This is a genomic window from Clostridium sp. TJA038 (genome assembly GCF_058310255.1).
On record NZ_JBZEFA010000001.1, the window covers coordinates 572,410 to 588,404 of the forward strand.

Consider the following 15,995-nt stretch of genomic DNA (forward strand, 5'->3'; position numbering starts at 1 on the left):
GAACACCTTCTTTAAAATATTAATAATCCTATACGATAAATTATGAAGGCAGTTATCCAAGCTACTACAAATTGGAATATTACTGATAATATTGTGAACTTACCACCATATTCTTTTTTCATAACTCCTACAACACTTATACATGGAGTGTATAGTAATACAAAAACCATAAATGAGTAAGAAGAAACTGCTGTGAAAAACTGTGGTAACATGTGAACTAAATCACCCTTATAAATAACTTCCATAGTTGATATTATAGTTTCTTTAGCCATTAAACCAGTTAATAGTGATACTGAAGCTTGCCAGTCTCCAAAACCTAATGGAGTAAATATTGGAGCTATAAATGAACCTATATTATATAAGAAACTATGTGTTATATCTTCAACCATTCCATTAAAGTTAAAGCTTTGAAGGAACCAAATGATTACACTCATTGCAAAGATTATAGTTCCAGCTTTTTTTAGGAAGCTTTTTGATTTATCCCAAAGTTGAGCTAGTACTGAACGAATCTCTGGTATTTTATATTCAGGAAGTTCTATTATAAACGGTTCTTCTTCTTTTTTAAATAAAGTATTTTTAAATATTAAACCTAATATAAAAGCTACTAATATACCTAATATGTATAAGGATGCAACAACTAAAGATGCATTATTTGGGAAAAATAATCCAGCGAAAATTACATATACAGGCAATCTAGCATTACAAGACATAAAAGGAGCTAAAAGAGCAGTAAGCTTTCTGTCCTTTTCACTTTCTAAGGTTCTAGCAGACATAATAGCAGGAACAGTACATCCAAATCCTGTTATCATAGGAAGAAATGCCTTTCCAGAAAGTCCTATCTTTCTCATAAATTTATCCATTAAAAAAGCAACTCTAGCCATATATCCACTATCTTCTAAAATAGATATACATAAGAATAAAGCTAAAATTATTGGAAGTAATACTATTATTCCTCCAACACCTGCTACTATTCCATCTACAACTAAAGATTGGAACCAAGGAGCAGTATTAGATAATAAGTTGCTTAAATAAGGCATAAAGCTTTCGTTTAAAACATTATCTAAAAAATCAGAAATTGGCTGTCCAACCCAGGCAAAAGTAAATTGAAATACGAAAAACATAAGTGCTATAAATAAAGGATATGCAAGCCATGGGTTTAGAAATATTTTATCTAATTTATCTGTTAAGCTAGTTGAAGAGGTGTTAGACCTTTTATAGCAGTCAGATAATTTATCTTCTATAAATTTATAAGTGTGTGCCTCATCTTTAAATGAGTAAGTATTTTTGTCTAAATATTTTTGAAAATCACCTTTATCTATAAATTCTTTTACAGTATCTAAACCTTCTTTTTTAGAAGCTGTTATAGGAATTACTTTAAGATTAAAGGCTTTTTCTAACTTTTTTGGGTCTATTTTTATTCCCTTTTTTTCTGCAACATCAAGCATATTAAGAAGTAATACTATAGGTTTTTTAAACTCCTTAAGTTGCATTGTTAAGTAGAGATTTCTATCTAAATTAGAAGCATCTACTATGTTTAAGATTAAATCAACATCTTCGCTTTCTAGGAACTTTTTAGATACCTTTTCTTCATTAGAGAAAGTATCTAGTGCATATATACCAGGTAAATCTACTATTTTGTTAGAGTTAAAAAAACCCTCTTTTTTATCAACTGTAACACCTGGCCAGTTTCCTACATGTTGGTTAGAACCTGTTAAGGCATTAAAAAGCGTAGTTTTACCAACGTTGGGATTACCGAGTAAGGCTATTGTTGTCATTAGTTTTCCCCCTAATTATTATATTTTTATTTTAAAATTATATTTTTAGCATCTTTTTTTCTAATTGCTAAATCAAAACCTCTTAAATTAACTATTAAAGGATCACCAAGGGGAGCAACTCTTTTTAGAGTAACCTCTGTTCCTTCTATGCATCCTAAAGCTAGAAGTCTTTTAGCTAAAGCGTCATTTCCACGAATTGTATCTACAACTCCTGCTTGACCTACTTTTAAATCATATATACTCATCTTAAGCACCTCACTAATGAAAATCATTATCAAATTCATCTAAATTATATCAATTTACCTCCAATTTGTCAATTAATAATTCTATTAATTAAAATTTTAATTAATATTTATTAATACTTAACTAAATAATGATATAATGATATAATATTTTTGTTACAAGTTTATATAAGAAAAGAGTGATAAAGTGATCATAAAAGAGCATGAAATAGATATAAATGATTTAGATCTTAGTAATGCCCTATCTTTTAATGAAAATTATGATATATATAAACAGGCTGTATATTTTGATTTAGAACACTATGTATATAAAAAGCCAAAGTGCATAGGAGTTTTTGGTGCTGGATATTTTGATGAGGAAAAATCAAAATTTATTACTACTCAGTACATGATAGAGCATAAGGGAGAAGTAAGAGATATTCTTTACCTAGCAAAAAAATATTTTATAATGGTTGCAGCAGAAAAAAAGAAAAAGTATATAGTAACTTTTTCTGGAAATAATGACTTTACAGTTATAAATTATTTGTTTGATAAGTATGGAATAAACTTTGATTTTAGCAATTACTTTAGGTCTGTTGATATACAGAAAATTTATGAGCATACTTTTAAACAAGGGATAGGTCTTAAAGCTTTAGAAAAAAAATTTGGAATTGAAAGAGAGGGAGATGTTCTTTCAGGTTCAAACTTAGCTAAAACCTTCCATAAGGTTTTAAAAGATAAGGAATATTTTCAAAGAATGCCAAAGGAAAAAGTTGAAAAAATACTTATTTATAATGAACAAGATGTAGTTAATTTATTTTACATATTGTTAAGTTGGAAAAAAATATTAGTTAATTTAGATGAATTAGATGAAGATGTAAAGTGTGAAGAAAGTAAATAGTTTTCTATAGATTTAAGTAAGCTATAAAAACTAAGGGTACCAAAAGGGTACCCTTAGTTTTTATGTTTTATTATGGAATTTCCATCAGAACTTAAAACAATTGTTCCATCTTCATCTGTTCTAAAAACTTTGCTTTTAGATAATTTTTTTAAAGTTTCCTTTGAAGGATGTCCATAGGAATTATCTAATCCAGAAGAAATAACTGATATATTTGGAGATACTTCTTTTAAAAATTCCTCGGAAGAAGAAGTGCTACTGCCATGATGACCAACCTTTAAGACATTAGATTTTAAATTTTTCTTAGATAAAAGAACATCCTTTTCAGCTTCTATTTCAGCATCCCCTGTAAACAAAAATGATGTTTTACCATAATATATTTTAAGGATTGGAGAAAAATTATTTATATTTTCATAATTCTTGTAAGAGGATTTAAGAATAATCTTACAGTTTTTACCTAAATTAATAGGCAAAGGACCAGAATTTGATAAAAACCTAATTTCAATATTATTTTTATGTATTAAATCTAAAAGATTATTATAGGAAGAATTTTTATTTTTTATAAAAGGAGTAAAAAAATAATCTATAGAAAATTTATTTAATAAAGCTTTCATAGAACCTATATGATCTTCATGGGGGTGTGTAGCTATTATATAATCTAATTTTTTTACATTGATTTTTTTTAAATAGTTAATTAAATTCTTAGAGTATTCTAAGGAACCAGTATCTATAAGTAAATTTTTATTATTACTTTGTATTAAAGTTGAATCTCCTTGATTAACATCTATAAAATGTACTAAAAAATCTTCTTTTAAAAATTTATTAGAGGGTAAATAAGAAAAGATTTTAATTAAAAGTATAAATATTAAAAATAAGCTTAGTTTTTTAGTGGTTATTTTCATAAAAGCTCCTTTATAGAATAGTTAGTATAAAAATTATTGACAAGTATAAAAAAATATAGACAAATATATAAAAGAATATATTACAAAAAAAATAAATAATGAAAAATTATGGAAAGATACAACTTTAATGTTATAATTAAATTGGAAATATTTATTTTTTTATAGCTTTTAAAATAAAAAGGGGGAATAATAATGAAAAAAGAGTTTTGCTTAAAACATGGTAAAGCAACTATAAACTTTACAGAAAAATATTGTGATAGTTTTGAAGCTATATTAAATAGCGAAGGATTTAAAAGAGTATTAGAGGCATACTTAAAAAAGACTAAAAACAAAAAAAGCCATAATTTTAGATTTTTAAGTGAGGCTATAGGAACAGAAGATATAAAAATTTTATCTAGATATTTAATAAGCACATTAAAACTTTTATCTATGATTGGGGTAGATGAGATATTAGTTATTAATGAAGCTTTTGAGGATATACTTTGTAATAAGAAAGCTTTTATAAATCTTATAGATGATTTTTATTCTTTTTGGAGAAATTTAGAGAGATACACAGTTATTCAAAATAATAAGCTAAAGGATGGAATATCAGCAGTAGGTTTTGTAGATGCTAATAAAAATTTTAATGATTTAGTACTTAGATTTTACAGAAGACTTCAAAAAAATCTTTTAGGAAATATGCCAAGTGTTTTAAGACAAGTTTCAGCAGGTGGAAATGCTAGTATTATGGTAAGTGATTTAATTTGGCCAAATTCTAGAGAGTATTCAATATTAGAGCATATTCCTTTTATAGATGCTATTTCTTTAGAAGCTCCATTTATAACTTATCCTGCAAAAAATACAAGAGATGGGATTTTCTTAGAGGTTAAAGAAAATCCTTTAAATAATGCAAGTATTAATAGTGAAGAATGGTTTTGTTATCCTGCTAAAGTTGGGGAACTTCTAGCTTATGTATATTTTCATAGAGACTTTATGTCACATGGAATAAGTTTATGTAATTTATTTGAATTAGCAAAAGTTGAAGAATGCAGAGGGGTAAAGCCAGAGCTTATATATATTTTTGGTGCTAAAGATGAAGAAGAGGAGGTAAAAACCTGTTTTTATGATGATGAAAAAAACAATATAATGTTAGGATATGCAAATTATAGTGAAGAAATAGATTATTTTGGATACATGAAAAAAATGATATTAACTCTTCACAATATTGTTATGATAAAAAGAGGATATATGCCAATACATGGTGCTATGGTAAATGTAGTTCTTAAAAATGGAAAAGAGGCTAATATAGTAATAATGGGAGATAGTGGAGCTGGAAAGTCTGAAAGTTTAGAGGCTTTTAGGAATTTAAGTGAAGAGTATATAAGTGATATGACTATAATCTTTGATGATATGGGAGTGTTTAAAAAGGAAGAAGATAAAATTAAAGGATATGGAACTGAAATTGGAGCCTTTGTTAGGTTAGATGATTTAGATCAAGGCTATGCCTTTAAAGAAATTGACAGAAGTATATTTATGAATCCAGATAAAATAAATGCAAGACTTCTTATTCCAGTTTGTAAATATGATGATATTATAAAAGGTTATAAAGTAGATATTTTTCTTTATGCTAATAATTATGCTAAAACAAGTGAAAAAGAAAATTCTATTGAGTATTTTAAAAGTGCAGAGGAGGCTAAGGAAGTTTTTAAAGCAGGATGTAGAATGGCTAAAGGAACAACCACAGAAAATGGATTGGTTAAATCTTATTTTGCTAATCCTTTTGGGCCTACACAAAAGCAGAAAGAGATGGATTTAATAATAGATGAATATTTTGATTATATGTTTAAGAGTAAGGTTAAAGTAGGACAAATAAAGACTTGTCTAGCACTTAAAGGCTATGAAAAAGAAGGGCCAAAAAAGGCAGCTTTAGAACTTTTTAATATAATTGAAAGTATATAGATGTTTTAATATATCCTTTTATAAAACTTACAAACATTTAAGAAAATAATTTCTTTAAGAGGTTTGTAAGTTTTATTTCTATTTAAGATAATCTTTACTCTCTTATACGGTTTAAATAAGCATAGAAGGTTAAACAGTAAAGTCCAGATAAACCTACTAAAAGATAGATTACTCTGCTCCAAATAGAAGCTATGCCGAAAATTGAGTCTACTAAATTAAAATTCATAAGACCTATTAATCCCCAATTTAGAGCACCTATTATTACTAAAGTAAGGGCTATTATGTTTAAGGTTTTCAAATTTAACACCTCCTTTTTTAGAGATGTTAATATTATTAGTAGATTTTTTAATTTTATTCATATTTAAAAGAGGGCAAAAAAAGAAATAGCTTAAGCTATTTCTTCTCCTAAAGAGTTATATTCCTATCTATTGGTTGAGATAGAGATATAAAGGTATCAGTTCCACTTATTCCTTCAATGTGATTGATTTTGTTCATTAAAATATCTTGAAGGTCTGCTATACTTTTACAGATAACCTTAGCAAAAATAGCATATCCTCCAGTTATTAAATGAATTTCAACTACTTCTTTAATTTTTGATAGCTCGTCAAAAACATGAGTGTATGATGTTGTTGAGTTAACATGAATACCAACAAAACATGTAACGTCATAACCTAATTTAGGTAAATTTAAAAGTATTCTAGTACCTTTTATAATTCCTAAGTCTTCCATCTTTTTCATTCTGACATGGATTGTCCCACCAGAAACATGGCATATTCTTGCTATCTCTAAATAAGGAGTTCTGCAATCTTTAATTAGGATATCTAAAATTTGTAGATCTAATTCATCTAAATGGGTTGATGTGTTCATTAAAGACATAGTATCACCTCTTTAAAATTTGAATAATTTGAATAAATTGATAATTATATTCTATCAAAGTTTTTACAAAAATACCACCTATACTTTGGAAAATAACAAATATATTTTTGTTAATTTAACACATTAATAAAAATGATATTACAAATGTAAAGTTTTTGAAAACAATTGTAAAGAGTAAAAACTTGAAAATGTTTTTCTTTTAGACTAATATATTATATAAGGAGTATTATGCAAGGAGGCAAAATTATGGGTATATTTGTATTAGTTATACAGGTTGTACTTTTAGGAGTATTGATTTTTGGTGGATACACAGTTTTAGGTAGATATGTATTTAACAAAGTCAGAGTAAATAAGTGGATAATTTTAGCGGCAGCAATAATAATTTTTGTTATACCTATGTTTATACCTATGAATCAATGGATTGTTTTAATAATCTCAAGTATAGCAGCTGTACTATTCTTATGGTTCTTAGATATTGTTAAAAACGGATATCCAAGAATTAAAAAAGAGAAAAAGATTGTTATTAAGCCAAAGGCAAAACCAAATAGAGTTAAACATAATAAAGATTCAAAAAAGTAAACTCCATTTAAAATGGAGTTTTTTTATTTGTATTTTATAAAGATTGGAGAGCTTAAAGCTTCTTTGCCATTATTTAGATAAATTTTAGTAATAAACCAAGTTTCACAATTATTGGATTGCTTTTCGAAAAAATATTTAACATTATATAAATTTATATTATTAATTTCTTTTACTACCTTTCCTAAATTGCTTAAAATTTGAATTTTTGAAATTTTATTTTTGGGGTCATTAGCTTGTATATAAAATTTAATTTTTTCCCTAGAACTTAGGTATACTGTATCTCCCATAAAGAATGAGTTTACTAAAAATATAAGTTTTAAGGTCCTAGATTCTGTGGAAAAAATGTGTCTTTTTTTTAAAGATTCTAAAAATGAGTTCTTATTTAGCTTATTTGCAATAACACAAGTTAGATTTTCACTATCCCCTTGATTTAGCTTATGATTATTTTGAGAGTTTAAAGGAGAGAGTTTAAAACCTTTATCTAAAAGTGAAAAAAATTCTTTTTCATAATTTTTATAATTTTCTAAAGGGTTCCCACTATAAACTTCTATAGAAGATAAAAGTTTATCAAAAAGAGGATTAAATTTAATATTTTTTTCTAAAGTTTTTTTAGGATGGTTTATGGAAAAAATAGCTGTATGGTCATTAATTAGCCAAAGAAGAAAAAAATTAATATCAGAAATAATTCCAGTAAAAAATCTATTAGGACAAATTATGTTTAAGTGTCCTAAAGTTGTTGATTTTGCTTCAAAGCCAGGAAGTGCTAGAAAATTTGAATGTTTTTTGTTATATCTATTTATACATTTATTTAAATACTCCCATCTTGAAATTTCTTTATTTTTATCTATCATTAATTTATTTAAATATTTATTATGGTCTGTTATTATTAAAAAATCAAGTCCGTTACATCTTGCCTTTTCTAAAACTTCATAGGGACTTCCTTCTCCGTTAGATAAGGAGGTATGGCTATGAGGTATTCCATAAAAGAATTTTAAATTATCATAAAAAAGAAAGTTTTTATCCATAAGACCTCTTTATAAAGATTAATATATTATATAATATTTATAATGTATTAATTAAATGTATTCTTTATAAATTTAAAATAGTAAATTATAAAAGAATACATTTAATTAAGTTACATATAAATATAGCTTCTAAAAAGCATAAGTAGACACAATCTACTTTCATATGATAAAATTACAAGAATGACTAAGAGGTGATTAGATGTTAATTGAAGTTAAAGGAAATAAGCCTAAAATTGGAGAAGGAACTTTTATTGCAGAAAGTAGTGATATTATTGGAAATGTTACTATAGGAAAAGATTGTAGTATTTGGTTTGGGGCTGTTTTAAGAGCAGAAGAGAGTTTGATAAAAATAGGAAATGAAACTAATGTGCAAGATAATGCAGTTTTGCATATTGATAAAGGATATAATGTTTGTATTGGTGATGGGGTAACCATAGGTCATGGTGCTATAATACATGGCTGTAATATAGAAGATGAATGTTTAATAGGCATGGGGGCAATAATATTAAATGGAGCTAAAATAGGCAAAAATACTATGGTTGCTGCTGGAACTTTAATAAGTCAAAACAAGGAAATTCCAGAGGGAGTTTTAGTTATGGGAGTTCCAGGTAGAGTTGTTAGAGAACTTACTGAGGAAGAAATAGAAAAAATAAAAAAATCAAGAAAAGAATATGTAAGGATGAAAAATCTTTATATTAAATAAAGGAGGAACTTATGGCTATAAACATAGGTCAATTTAATAAAATGAAAGTAGTTAGAGAAGCGGATTTTGGATACTACTTAGATAGAGGAACTAAAAATACTTCAGATGATATATTAATTCCAAATGGAAATTTAGATGGAAAAGAAATAAAGGTTGGAGATGAAGTAGAGGCATTTATATATAGAGATTCTAGAGATAGACTTATAGCAACATTAAAAAAGCCTTTAGCAGTTGTTGGTGATGTTGCTTTATTAGAAGTTAAGTCTGTTACTAAAATTGGAGCCTTTGTAGATTTTGGATTAGAAAGAGATATATTTGTTCCTTTAAAGGAGCAAAAGTATAAAATGGAGGAAGGTAAAAAATATTTAGTTTATATTTATGTTGATAAGACAGGAAGATTAGCAGCAACAACAGAGGTGGATAAATATTTAGAGGAACTAGAAGAACCTAAACTTGGATCAGAAGTTTTTGGTGTTGTTTATGGATATCAAACAAATGGTTCTTTAAGAGTTGCAATAGATTGTAAATATAGAGCTGTAGTTCTTAAAAATGAATATTTTACAAATATCAAACCAGGAGATAGTTTAAAGGGTAAAATAATAAAGATTTATGAAGATGGAATAGTTGGATTATCTTTAAGAAATCATAAACTTAAAGAAAGAAACGAACTTGGAGATACTATATTAAACTATCTAAAGGAAAATGGAGGAGTTATGAGATTAAATGATAAAAGTACTCCTGATGAAATAAGAAATACTTTTAAAACATCTAAAAATTATTTCAAAATGGCCTTAGGTGGTTTAATGAAAAAAGGTTTAATAGAACAGGATGAATTTGGAACTAGATTAAAATAATTTTAAAAGCTTAGAGTTTAAACTCTAAGCTTTTTATTTGCATAAAAAATCATCTTTAGGGAATTTTATCTTATAGGTGGTGAATTTTATGAAAAGGTCAAGAAATATAGCAATTATATCTTTTTTAAGCTTAATGTTTTTTATAAATCTTGGAGGAAAAACTGTTTTAGCTAAGGAGAATTTAAGTTATATGGAATTTTTATATGAGGAGAATTTAATTTTTATAAAAAATAATGAAGAATCTATTCTTATAAGTGAAGGAGAAAAGGAAGAAGAATTTTTAAAAGGAATAAATAAACTTAAGGTAGAAAATATAGATTTATTTCTTTTAAAAAATATAAATAATAATACAAATAAATTTTTAGGTAAAGTTTTAGATAATTTAAAAGTAAAAAAGATAGTTCTCCCTTCTTTAGAAGGAATTGATAAAAGTTTAATTTCTACTTTAAAAGAAAAAAATATAGATATACTAAAAGGCGAAGAGGGAATTAATTATAATAGAGGAAAGCTTAAATTATGGGCTAAAAGTTTAAATAAGAAAGAAATTATGCTTTTTTTTACCTTAGATAATATAAAGGTAGCTGTTTTATCAAACAATTCAATTAAGGAATTTCTTAATTTAAGCAAAATTGAAGATTTAAGAATGGATATTTTAAATATAAATTCTATAAATAAAGATAATAAGTATTTAAATTCTTTGATTTATAGATTAAGACCTATAGTTATAGTTGGAGATTTAGAAAGTCAATTAGTAAATAAAAAGATTTCTTTCTATGATTTAAAGAAAAACAAGGTTAAAATAAAAAGAATTTTAGGCAAGAGTAAAGAATTTCAAATATATTTAAGTAATTAATAAAAATAAGGAGTTTTTAAAACTCCTTATTTTTATCAATTAAATAGCTCTTTTTAATTTCTTTTTAAATTTATCCTTTGCTATTAATCCTATAAAAATTAAAGAGGCTATAGTTGTAATTGTTAGAACCTGTAGCCTAAAGTCTATAAGAGAAAGCTTTAAGGATAATGGACTTAAAATAGTATAGGTTAAAACTCCTATTAAAATATATATTAAGAAATCTCCTAAGGACATACCTAAATTTATATGTTTATAAATTTCATAAAGATTTAAACAAAGAGATAATGAGGAAATTATAAGCATAGTAATTGCATAACCATAAATATTTATAGAAGGAATTGAAGTTAAAAAGAATAATAGTGTAACTTCTAAAATTTCTGTTATTATGGTGTTTCTTAAAATTATATTTTGTCTTCCTAAACCATTTAAAATTCCATACATTGTATTAGAAGTAAAAACAATAGGCATTATTAAAGAAGTTATCCTTATATAATTTCCTAAATCATCTCTTCCAAAAAAGAACTTTCCTAAAGAATCTGGAACTGAAAGACCAATTATTGTTGTGCATACACCTATTAAAAAGGCTATTTTAATAACATCTCTAATTCTTTTAGCTGCTGATATATAATTTCCACGACTTAAAGTTTGAGATAAATCTGGAATTAGTAATGTATTTATTGAAGAAACTATTATTATAGGAAAAGTTACTATAGACATTGCCATAGCTGAATACTTTCCTATAAGAGAAAGTGCTTGAGAATAGGTAAATCCTGCAACTATAAGCCTTTTTGGGACTAAGAGAGTTGAGATTACACTAAAAATGCTCATTAAAAATCCATTTAAGCATAAAGGAACAGAAGTTACTAAAACATCAAATAATAATTGAGGTAAGCTTTCACTTTTTCCTTTTATTCTAGGAATTTTATTTATTGAATATTTAAAATATCCAAATAAAAGTATTAAGCTTTGTAACTCTCCAAGGCAAAGGGCTAAATAAGCTAAGGTAACTAAGGACTCTAGGGTTTCAGCTTTAAATATAAATATTAATATGGCTAAAACAAAGATTCTAAGAGATTTTTCTAAAATATCTATAAAAGAAGGAACAGTTATTTTTGATGTTCCATAGAAAAATCCTTTTAAAATATTTGAAAGAGCAATAAAAATCATTGCAGGACAAGTTACCATTATAGCTTTTATAATTCTAGGGTCCTTAGCCCAAAAATGTCCTATTAAAGGAGATAAGAAAAATACAAAAATTCCTATAATAAGGCACCAAACAAAATTAAATAAAGCTACAACTTTCATTGTGCGTATTATGTTTTTATAGTCATCCTTAGCAGAGTAAACTGCTGTTATTTTTGATATAGAGGCTATTATACCAGCTGTCATAATTGATATAAATAAATTATATATAGGCATTATAATTCCATAAAGCCCCATACCCTCAGGACCTAATACTTTTGATAAATACATAGAGAATATAAAACCTAATAATCCAGTAGTTAAGTTTGAAGCTGTTAACATAAAGGAATTTTTATAAAAATCATTTTTACTCAATGAATCACCACCATATTAAAAGTTCAATAATAATGAATATTCACAACTTATGTTAAATATTCATTATATAGAAGGTTGTTATAAATTAACCTAGATTTTAAAAAGCTTTAGGTTAAAAGGAGGAGAGATGAAGGGGTTATTAAAGGGTGGAATTTTTGTTTTAATGAGTATAATTTTAAGTACAATAGTATGCTTTTTTTATGAAAAAGATGAAAAGTATTTATTAGATGAGGGTTTTAGTGAGGAATTAATAGTAAAGGGGTTAAAGGAGGCTAGAGGATTTTGTAGTAATGGGGAAGATATTTTTATAGCAGCACAAAATAAAATTTTAAAGTTAGATAAAAACAATAAGCTTTCTTTAGAACATGAGGAAGAAAGTGATATATATGATATAGAATATAAGGATAAAAGTTTATATTATACAATACAGGAAAAACTAGTTTCTTATGATATAGAAAATTCTAAAAGAAAGGTTTTGCTTAATGAAATTGAAAATGAAGGATTAAATAAAGAAGACAGTAGAATACTTATAAAAGATAATAAAATATATTTAAGCATAGGTACAAAGACTAATTCGGGAATTGTTGATAAAGCAGGAGAAAAGGAAGATGTACCTCCTGTAGATATAATACTAAGTGGAAGGAATTATGATGAAAATAAAAAAGGTGCTTTTGTACCTTATAATACTAAAACTAAAAAAGGAGAAGAGATAAAAGGAAAACTTTTAGGGAATGGAGCTTTAATTGAATATTCTATAGAAAGTGAAAAAGCTACGCTTTATTCTTATGGTATTAGAAATATTAAAGGAATTGACTTTAATAGTTTAGGAGAGATTTTTGCTATAGTTGGAGGAATTGAGGAAGAAGGATATAGGCCATTAAGTGGTGATTCAGATTATATTTATAAAATGCAAGGAGAAGGTACTTGGTATGGATGGCCTGAATATAGTGGAGGAGATGCTTTAAATTCTCAAAGGTTTATAAAGGAGGGAAAACCTATAATAAACTTTATAACGGAAGAACATAAAAGTTATGTGATGCCAAAGCCTATATATATTAGTAATAAGGTTAAGGAGATTAATTCCTTAGTTATAGATAAAGAGGGGTTTTTTTCAAAAAGTAAAGATGCTATTTTATTTTTTAATGAAGATAAAAAAAATATATATATAATTCTTAGAAGTGGAGAAGTTAAAGAGTTTATATCCTTAAATAAAGATATAAAAATAAAGGATATGAAAATAATAAATAAAAAGCTTTATATCTTAGATGGAGAAAAAGGAAGAATTTTTAATTTAGAATTAGATAGTAACAAAGATAAGATTAAAATTTATAACTATTATGTAATTATATTTATAAATCTTTTATTTATTTTAATTTTATTTTCAAAATTAATAAAGGATAAAAATAAAGCTAAAAAATAAATTTAAGAGTAATTTTTTCTAATAACAATAGAAAGAATTACTCTTTATATGTATAATAGAAGATAATATGGAATAAAATGGGAGTGAGTTTTATGATAAGAGAAGTTAATCTTGATATGAGAAACATAAGTTTTAAAGGTAATACTTTAGATGTGGGTATAGATAACTATGGAATTATTTATAATATTTTAAAACAAACAGAGGATGAAATAAGTGTTGATTATTATATTGAAAATTTAGAAGAGGAATATAGAAATCAGTATGATAATGGGATATTGTTTTTTTCTTTAAGTAAATTAAGTAAAAATGAAGCTGAGGAAGTTTTAAAGAAAATATGGACAAGTGTTAGGTTTGGAGGAAAACTATATATTTGGGATAGAGAAAAACAAAAAAAAGAGACAGTTAAAGATAAAGTTAAAGTTTTAATGGCAGGAAATAAGGAGAAGGAATTTGAATTTATTGATAATAGCATTTCAAAAGAATTTACAATAGACACTTCTAAAAAAGTACTTGAAAAATATTTCGAAATAGAGGAAACTAAAGTTTGTGATAAAATAATATTTATCAAAGGAATAAAGAGAGGAAGTATAAATTATGAAAATACTGCTAACAGCGATAAACTCAAAATACATTCACAGCAATCTAGCGGTGAGATATCTAAAGGCCTTTACAAAGGATTTAGATTTCCAAGGTGAAATAAAAGAGTTTTCAATAAATGATAGAATTGAAAATATTTTAGAAGGTATAATTGAGGAGAAACCAGATATAGTGGCTTTCTCCTGCTACATATGGAACATGGAGTTTGTAAACAGATTATCTGAACTTATAAAACTTGTAAACCCTAATATAGAAATACTTTACGGGGGACCTGAGGTTTCCTATGAAGGAAAAGAGTTTTTAGAAAGTCATGAGGGAGAGTATGTAATAGTAGGTGAAGGAGAAAAAACTTTTAGAGAGTTTGTTCTTTACAAGCTTGGTCATGGAAAAATAGAGGATATAAAGGGATTAAATTATAAAATAGATGGAAAAGTTTTTGAAAATCCTAAAAGACCAGAAATGGATATGAATGAGTTAGTTTTCCCATATACTTATGAGGAAGATATAAATAATAAAATTGTTTATTATGAAGCTTCAAGAGGATGTCCTTTTAAATGTAAGTATTGTCTTTCGTCTGTAATGCATGGTGTTAGATTTTTAGATATTGAAAGAGTAAAAAAAGAATTGAAATATTTTATGGAGAGAGGACTAAAATTAGTTAAGTTTGTAGATAGAACATTTAACTGTAATAGAGAGTACACAGCAGAACTTCTTAGGTATTTAAGTGAGCAAGATACTAATACAAGATTTCACTTTGAAATTGCAGCAGACCTTTTAACAAAAGAGCAAATAGAGATTTTAAATAATGCTCCAAAAGGAAGATTTCAATTAGAAGTTGGTGTTCAAACAACTAACAATGAGGTTTTACATAATATAAATAGATATATTACATATGAAAATATAAAAGATAAGGTGTTAAAAGTTGCAGCAGGAAAAAATGTAATGCAACATTTAGATTTAATTGCAGGACTACCAGGAGAAGATTTAGAATCCTTTAAAAAATCTTTTAATGATGTTCATGCTATAAGACCAGATGAAATTCAATTAGGATTTTTAAAATTATTAAAAGGTTCTTCAATGAGAGAAGAAGCTAAAAAGTGGGGAATAGTTTATTCTCCTTATGCGCCTTATGAAATAATAAGAAGTAAGGATATAAGTTATGAAGAACTTTTATTATTAAAAAAGGTAGAAGCTGTAGTTGATAAATACTATAATTCTTGTAAATTTAATAATGTGATTAAATTTTTCCTAGACATATATGAAAAGCCCTTTGATTTTTATTATGACTTAGCAATGTTTTTTGAAGAAAAGGGAAATTTTAAGAGAAGTATAGGAAATGTTGAATATTATAAGATATTATTAGATTTTTATCTTGAAAAGATAGGAGGAGAGGATGAAGGTCTTTTTAAAGAAGTTTTAAAATTTGATTATTTATGCTTTAATAAAAAGAGATGGCTTCCAGAATTTTTAGTAAGAACCATAACAAAAGAAGAAGAACAAAACATAAAAGACAGTTTTAATAGACAAATGCCTTATAAAAAGTCTCACATAGAAAAATTTGAGGTAGATATAATTAATTATATTAAAAATGGGAAGATTAATTTTGAAGAAAAATATCTTATATTTGATGAGATGAATTTTGATTATAATTCTTATACAGAATTGTAAATGAAATAAATGGAAAATTAAAAATTTGTTAGTATATTAGTCGTATTAATATACAATATGCAAATATATTAATGCGACTTTTTCTAAATGTTAATAATTTTAATCTTTTATTTAAATAAAGGCAATGCA

Annotated in this window: 16 protein-coding genes; 9 read left to right on the forward strand and 7 right to left on the reverse strand. The window is 25.9% G+C overall.

Annotation, left to right across the window (positions count from 1 at the left end):
- Window positions 1-11: 11 nt before the first annotated feature.
- Both feoB and AC4FQV_RS02745 read right to left on the reverse strand, forming a co-directional pair.
- Window positions 12-1,775 carry a ferrous iron transport protein B gene (gene feoB, locus AC4FQV_RS02740; RefSeq protein ID WP_491139003.1) on the reverse strand — a complete coding sequence of 588 codons (1,764 nt, stop codon included), beginning with the start codon at window positions 1,773-1,775 and terminating at the stop codon, window positions 12-14.
- Window positions 1,776-1,801: 26 nt separating this feature from the next.
- Window positions 1,802-2,020, reverse strand: coding sequence for a FeoA family protein (locus AC4FQV_RS02745; protein ID WP_491139002.1), 219 nt, complete (start codon window positions 2,018-2,020; stop codon window positions 1,802-1,804).
- A 184-nt stretch (window positions 2,021-2,204) separates the two neighbouring features.
- Here AC4FQV_RS02745 and AC4FQV_RS02750 point away from each other — a divergent pair, with 184 nt between their 5' ends.
- Window positions 2,205-2,897 (forward strand): ribonuclease H-like domain-containing protein, encoded by a 693-nt coding sequence (locus AC4FQV_RS02750; protein ID WP_491139001.1) that lies wholly within the window; start codon window positions 2,205-2,207, stop codon window positions 2,895-2,897.
- Between the two features lie 53 nt (window positions 2,898-2,950).
- On the opposite strand, the gene AC4FQV_RS02755 is transcribed toward AC4FQV_RS02750, so the two are convergent.
- Window positions 2,951-3,796 carry a ComEC/Rec2 family competence protein gene (locus AC4FQV_RS02755; RefSeq protein WP_491164273.1) on the reverse strand — a complete coding sequence of 282 codons (846 nt, stop codon included), beginning with the start codon at window positions 3,794-3,796 and terminating at the stop codon, window positions 2,951-2,953.
- Window positions 3,797-3,988: 192 nt separating this feature from the next.
- On the opposite strand from AC4FQV_RS02755, the gene AC4FQV_RS02760 reads away from it, so the two are divergent.
- Window positions 3,989-5,734, forward strand: a complete 1,746-nt coding sequence (locus AC4FQV_RS02760) for a phosphoenolpyruvate carboxykinase (RefSeq protein ID WP_491164276.1) — start codon at window positions 3,989-3,991, stop codon at window positions 5,732-5,734.
- Between the two features lie 94 nt (window positions 5,735-5,828).
- Here AC4FQV_RS02760 and AC4FQV_RS02765 read toward each other — a convergent pair whose 3' ends face one another.
- Together AC4FQV_RS02765 and AC4FQV_RS02770 are read right to left on the reverse strand one after the other, a co-directional pair.
- On the reverse strand, window positions 5,829-6,032 hold the full coding sequence (locus tag AC4FQV_RS02765) for a DUF378 domain-containing protein (RefSeq protein WP_491138998.1): 204 nt from the start codon (window positions 6,030-6,032) through the stop codon (window positions 5,829-5,831).
- Between the two features lie 107 nt (window positions 6,033-6,139).
- A complete protein-coding gene (locus AC4FQV_RS02770; RefSeq protein WP_491138997.1) occupies window positions 6,140-6,610 on the reverse strand; it encodes an Lrp/AsnC ligand binding domain-containing protein in 471 nt (156 codons plus the stop codon).
- Window positions 6,611-6,856: 246 nt separating this feature from the next.
- On the opposite strand from AC4FQV_RS02770, the gene AC4FQV_RS02775 reads away from it, so the two are divergent.
- Window positions 6,857-7,189 (forward strand): hypothetical protein, encoded by a 333-nt coding sequence (locus AC4FQV_RS02775; RefSeq protein ID WP_491138996.1) that lies wholly within the window; start codon window positions 6,857-6,859, stop codon window positions 7,187-7,189.
- A 23-nt stretch (window positions 7,190-7,212) separates the two neighbouring features.
- Here AC4FQV_RS02775 and AC4FQV_RS02780 read toward each other — a convergent pair whose 3' ends face one another.
- Complete coding sequence (locus AC4FQV_RS02780; protein ID WP_491164279.1) at window positions 7,213-8,214, reverse strand: CehA/McbA family metallohydrolase; 1,002 nt, start codon at window positions 8,212-8,214, stop codon at window positions 7,213-7,215.
- Window positions 8,215-8,413: 199 nt separating this feature from the next.
- On the opposite strand from AC4FQV_RS02780, the gene AC4FQV_RS02785 reads away from it, so the two are divergent.
- From AC4FQV_RS02785 to AC4FQV_RS02795, 3 genes are all read left to right on the forward strand, one after another.
- On the forward strand, window positions 8,414-8,917 hold the full coding sequence (locus AC4FQV_RS02785) for a gamma carbonic anhydrase family protein (protein WP_491138994.1): 504 nt from the start codon (window positions 8,414-8,416) through the stop codon (window positions 8,915-8,917).
- 11 nt (window positions 8,918-8,928) lie between these two features.
- Window positions 8,929-9,771, forward strand: a complete 843-nt coding sequence (locus AC4FQV_RS02790; RefSeq protein ID WP_491138993.1) for a CvfB family protein — start codon at window positions 8,929-8,931, stop codon at window positions 9,769-9,771.
- Between the two features lie 88 nt (window positions 9,772-9,859).
- A complete protein-coding gene (locus tag AC4FQV_RS02795; RefSeq protein WP_491164281.1) occupies window positions 9,860-10,624 on the forward strand; it encodes a hypothetical protein in 765 nt (254 codons plus the stop codon).
- Window positions 10,625-10,663: 39 nt separating this feature from the next.
- Here AC4FQV_RS02795 and spoVB read toward each other — a convergent pair whose 3' ends face one another.
- Window positions 10,664-12,181: a stage V sporulation protein B gene (gene spoVB / locus AC4FQV_RS02800; protein WP_491138991.1), complete on the reverse strand. Its 1,518-nt coding sequence runs from the start codon at window positions 12,179-12,181 to the stop codon at window positions 10,664-10,666.
- A gap of 127 nt (window positions 12,182-12,308) precedes the next feature.
- Between spoVB and AC4FQV_RS02805 the strand changes: the two genes are divergently transcribed.
- The 3 genes from AC4FQV_RS02805 (at window position 12,309) to AC4FQV_RS02815 (ending at window position 15,866) form a co-directional block, all read left to right on the forward strand.
- The gene (locus AC4FQV_RS02805) at window positions 12,309-13,601 is read left to right on the forward strand and encodes a PQQ-dependent sugar dehydrogenase family protein (RefSeq protein WP_491164283.1); all 1,293 of its coding nucleotides are present in this window, start codon (window positions 12,309-12,311) and stop codon (window positions 13,599-13,601) included.
- Window positions 13,602-13,693: 92 nt separating this feature from the next.
- Window positions 13,694-14,296 carry a hypothetical protein gene (locus tag AC4FQV_RS02810; RefSeq protein ID WP_491164285.1) on the forward strand — a complete coding sequence of 201 codons (603 nt, stop codon included), beginning with the start codon at window positions 13,694-13,696 and terminating at the stop codon, window positions 14,294-14,296.
- On the forward strand, window positions 14,196-15,866 hold the full coding sequence (locus tag AC4FQV_RS02815; RefSeq protein WP_491138988.1) for a B12-binding domain-containing radical SAM protein: 1,671 nt from the start codon (window positions 14,196-14,198) through the stop codon (window positions 15,864-15,866). The genes AC4FQV_RS02810 and AC4FQV_RS02815 overlap by 101 nt, the downstream gene beginning before the upstream one ends.
- The last annotated feature ends 129 nt before the right edge of the window (window positions 15,867-15,995 follow it).

Excerpts from the sequence above, each read along its gene's own strand:
- feoB (WP_491139003.1), bottom strand. The coding sequence starts at position 1,775 with ATGACAACAATAGCCTTACTCGGTAATCCCAACGTTGGTAAAACTACG.
- AC4FQV_RS02745 (WP_491139002.1), bottom strand. The coding sequence starts at position 2,020 with ATGAGTATATATGATTTAAAAGTAGGTCAAGCAGGAGTTGTAGATACA.
- AC4FQV_RS02755 (WP_491164273.1), bottom strand. The coding sequence starts at position 3,796 with ATGAAAATAACCACTAAAAAACTAAGCTTATTTTTAATATTTATACTT.
- AC4FQV_RS02760 (WP_491164276.1), top strand. The coding sequence starts at position 3,989 with ATGAAAAAAGAGTTTTGCTTAAAACATGGTAAAGCAACTATAAACTTT.
- AC4FQV_RS02770 (WP_491138997.1), bottom strand. The coding sequence starts at position 6,610 with ATGTCTTTAATGAACACATCAACCCATTTAGATGAATTAGATCTACAA.
- AC4FQV_RS02775 (WP_491138996.1), top strand. The coding sequence starts at position 6,857 with ATGGGTATATTTGTATTAGTTATACAGGTTGTACTTTTAGGAGTATTG.
- AC4FQV_RS02780 (WP_491164279.1), bottom strand. The coding sequence starts at position 8,214 with ATGGATAAAAACTTTCTTTTTTATGATAATTTAAAATTCTTTTATGGA.
- AC4FQV_RS02785 (WP_491138994.1), top strand. The coding sequence starts at position 8,414 with ATGTTAATTGAAGTTAAAGGAAATAAGCCTAAAATTGGAGAAGGAACT.
- AC4FQV_RS02790 (WP_491138993.1), top strand. The coding sequence starts at position 8,929 with ATGGCTATAAACATAGGTCAATTTAATAAAATGAAAGTAGTTAGAGAA.
- AC4FQV_RS02795 (WP_491164281.1), top strand. The coding sequence starts at position 9,860 with ATGAAAAGGTCAAGAAATATAGCAATTATATCTTTTTTAAGCTTAATG.
- AC4FQV_RS02805 (WP_491164283.1), top strand. The coding sequence starts at position 12,309 with ATGAAGGGGTTATTAAAGGGTGGAATTTTTGTTTTAATGAGTATAATT.
- AC4FQV_RS02810 (WP_491164285.1), top strand. The coding sequence starts at position 13,694 with ATGATAAGAGAAGTTAATCTTGATATGAGAAACATAAGTTTTAAAGGT.
- AC4FQV_RS02815 (WP_491138988.1), top strand. The coding sequence starts at position 14,196 with ATGAAAATACTGCTAACAGCGATAAACTCAAAATACATTCACAGCAAT.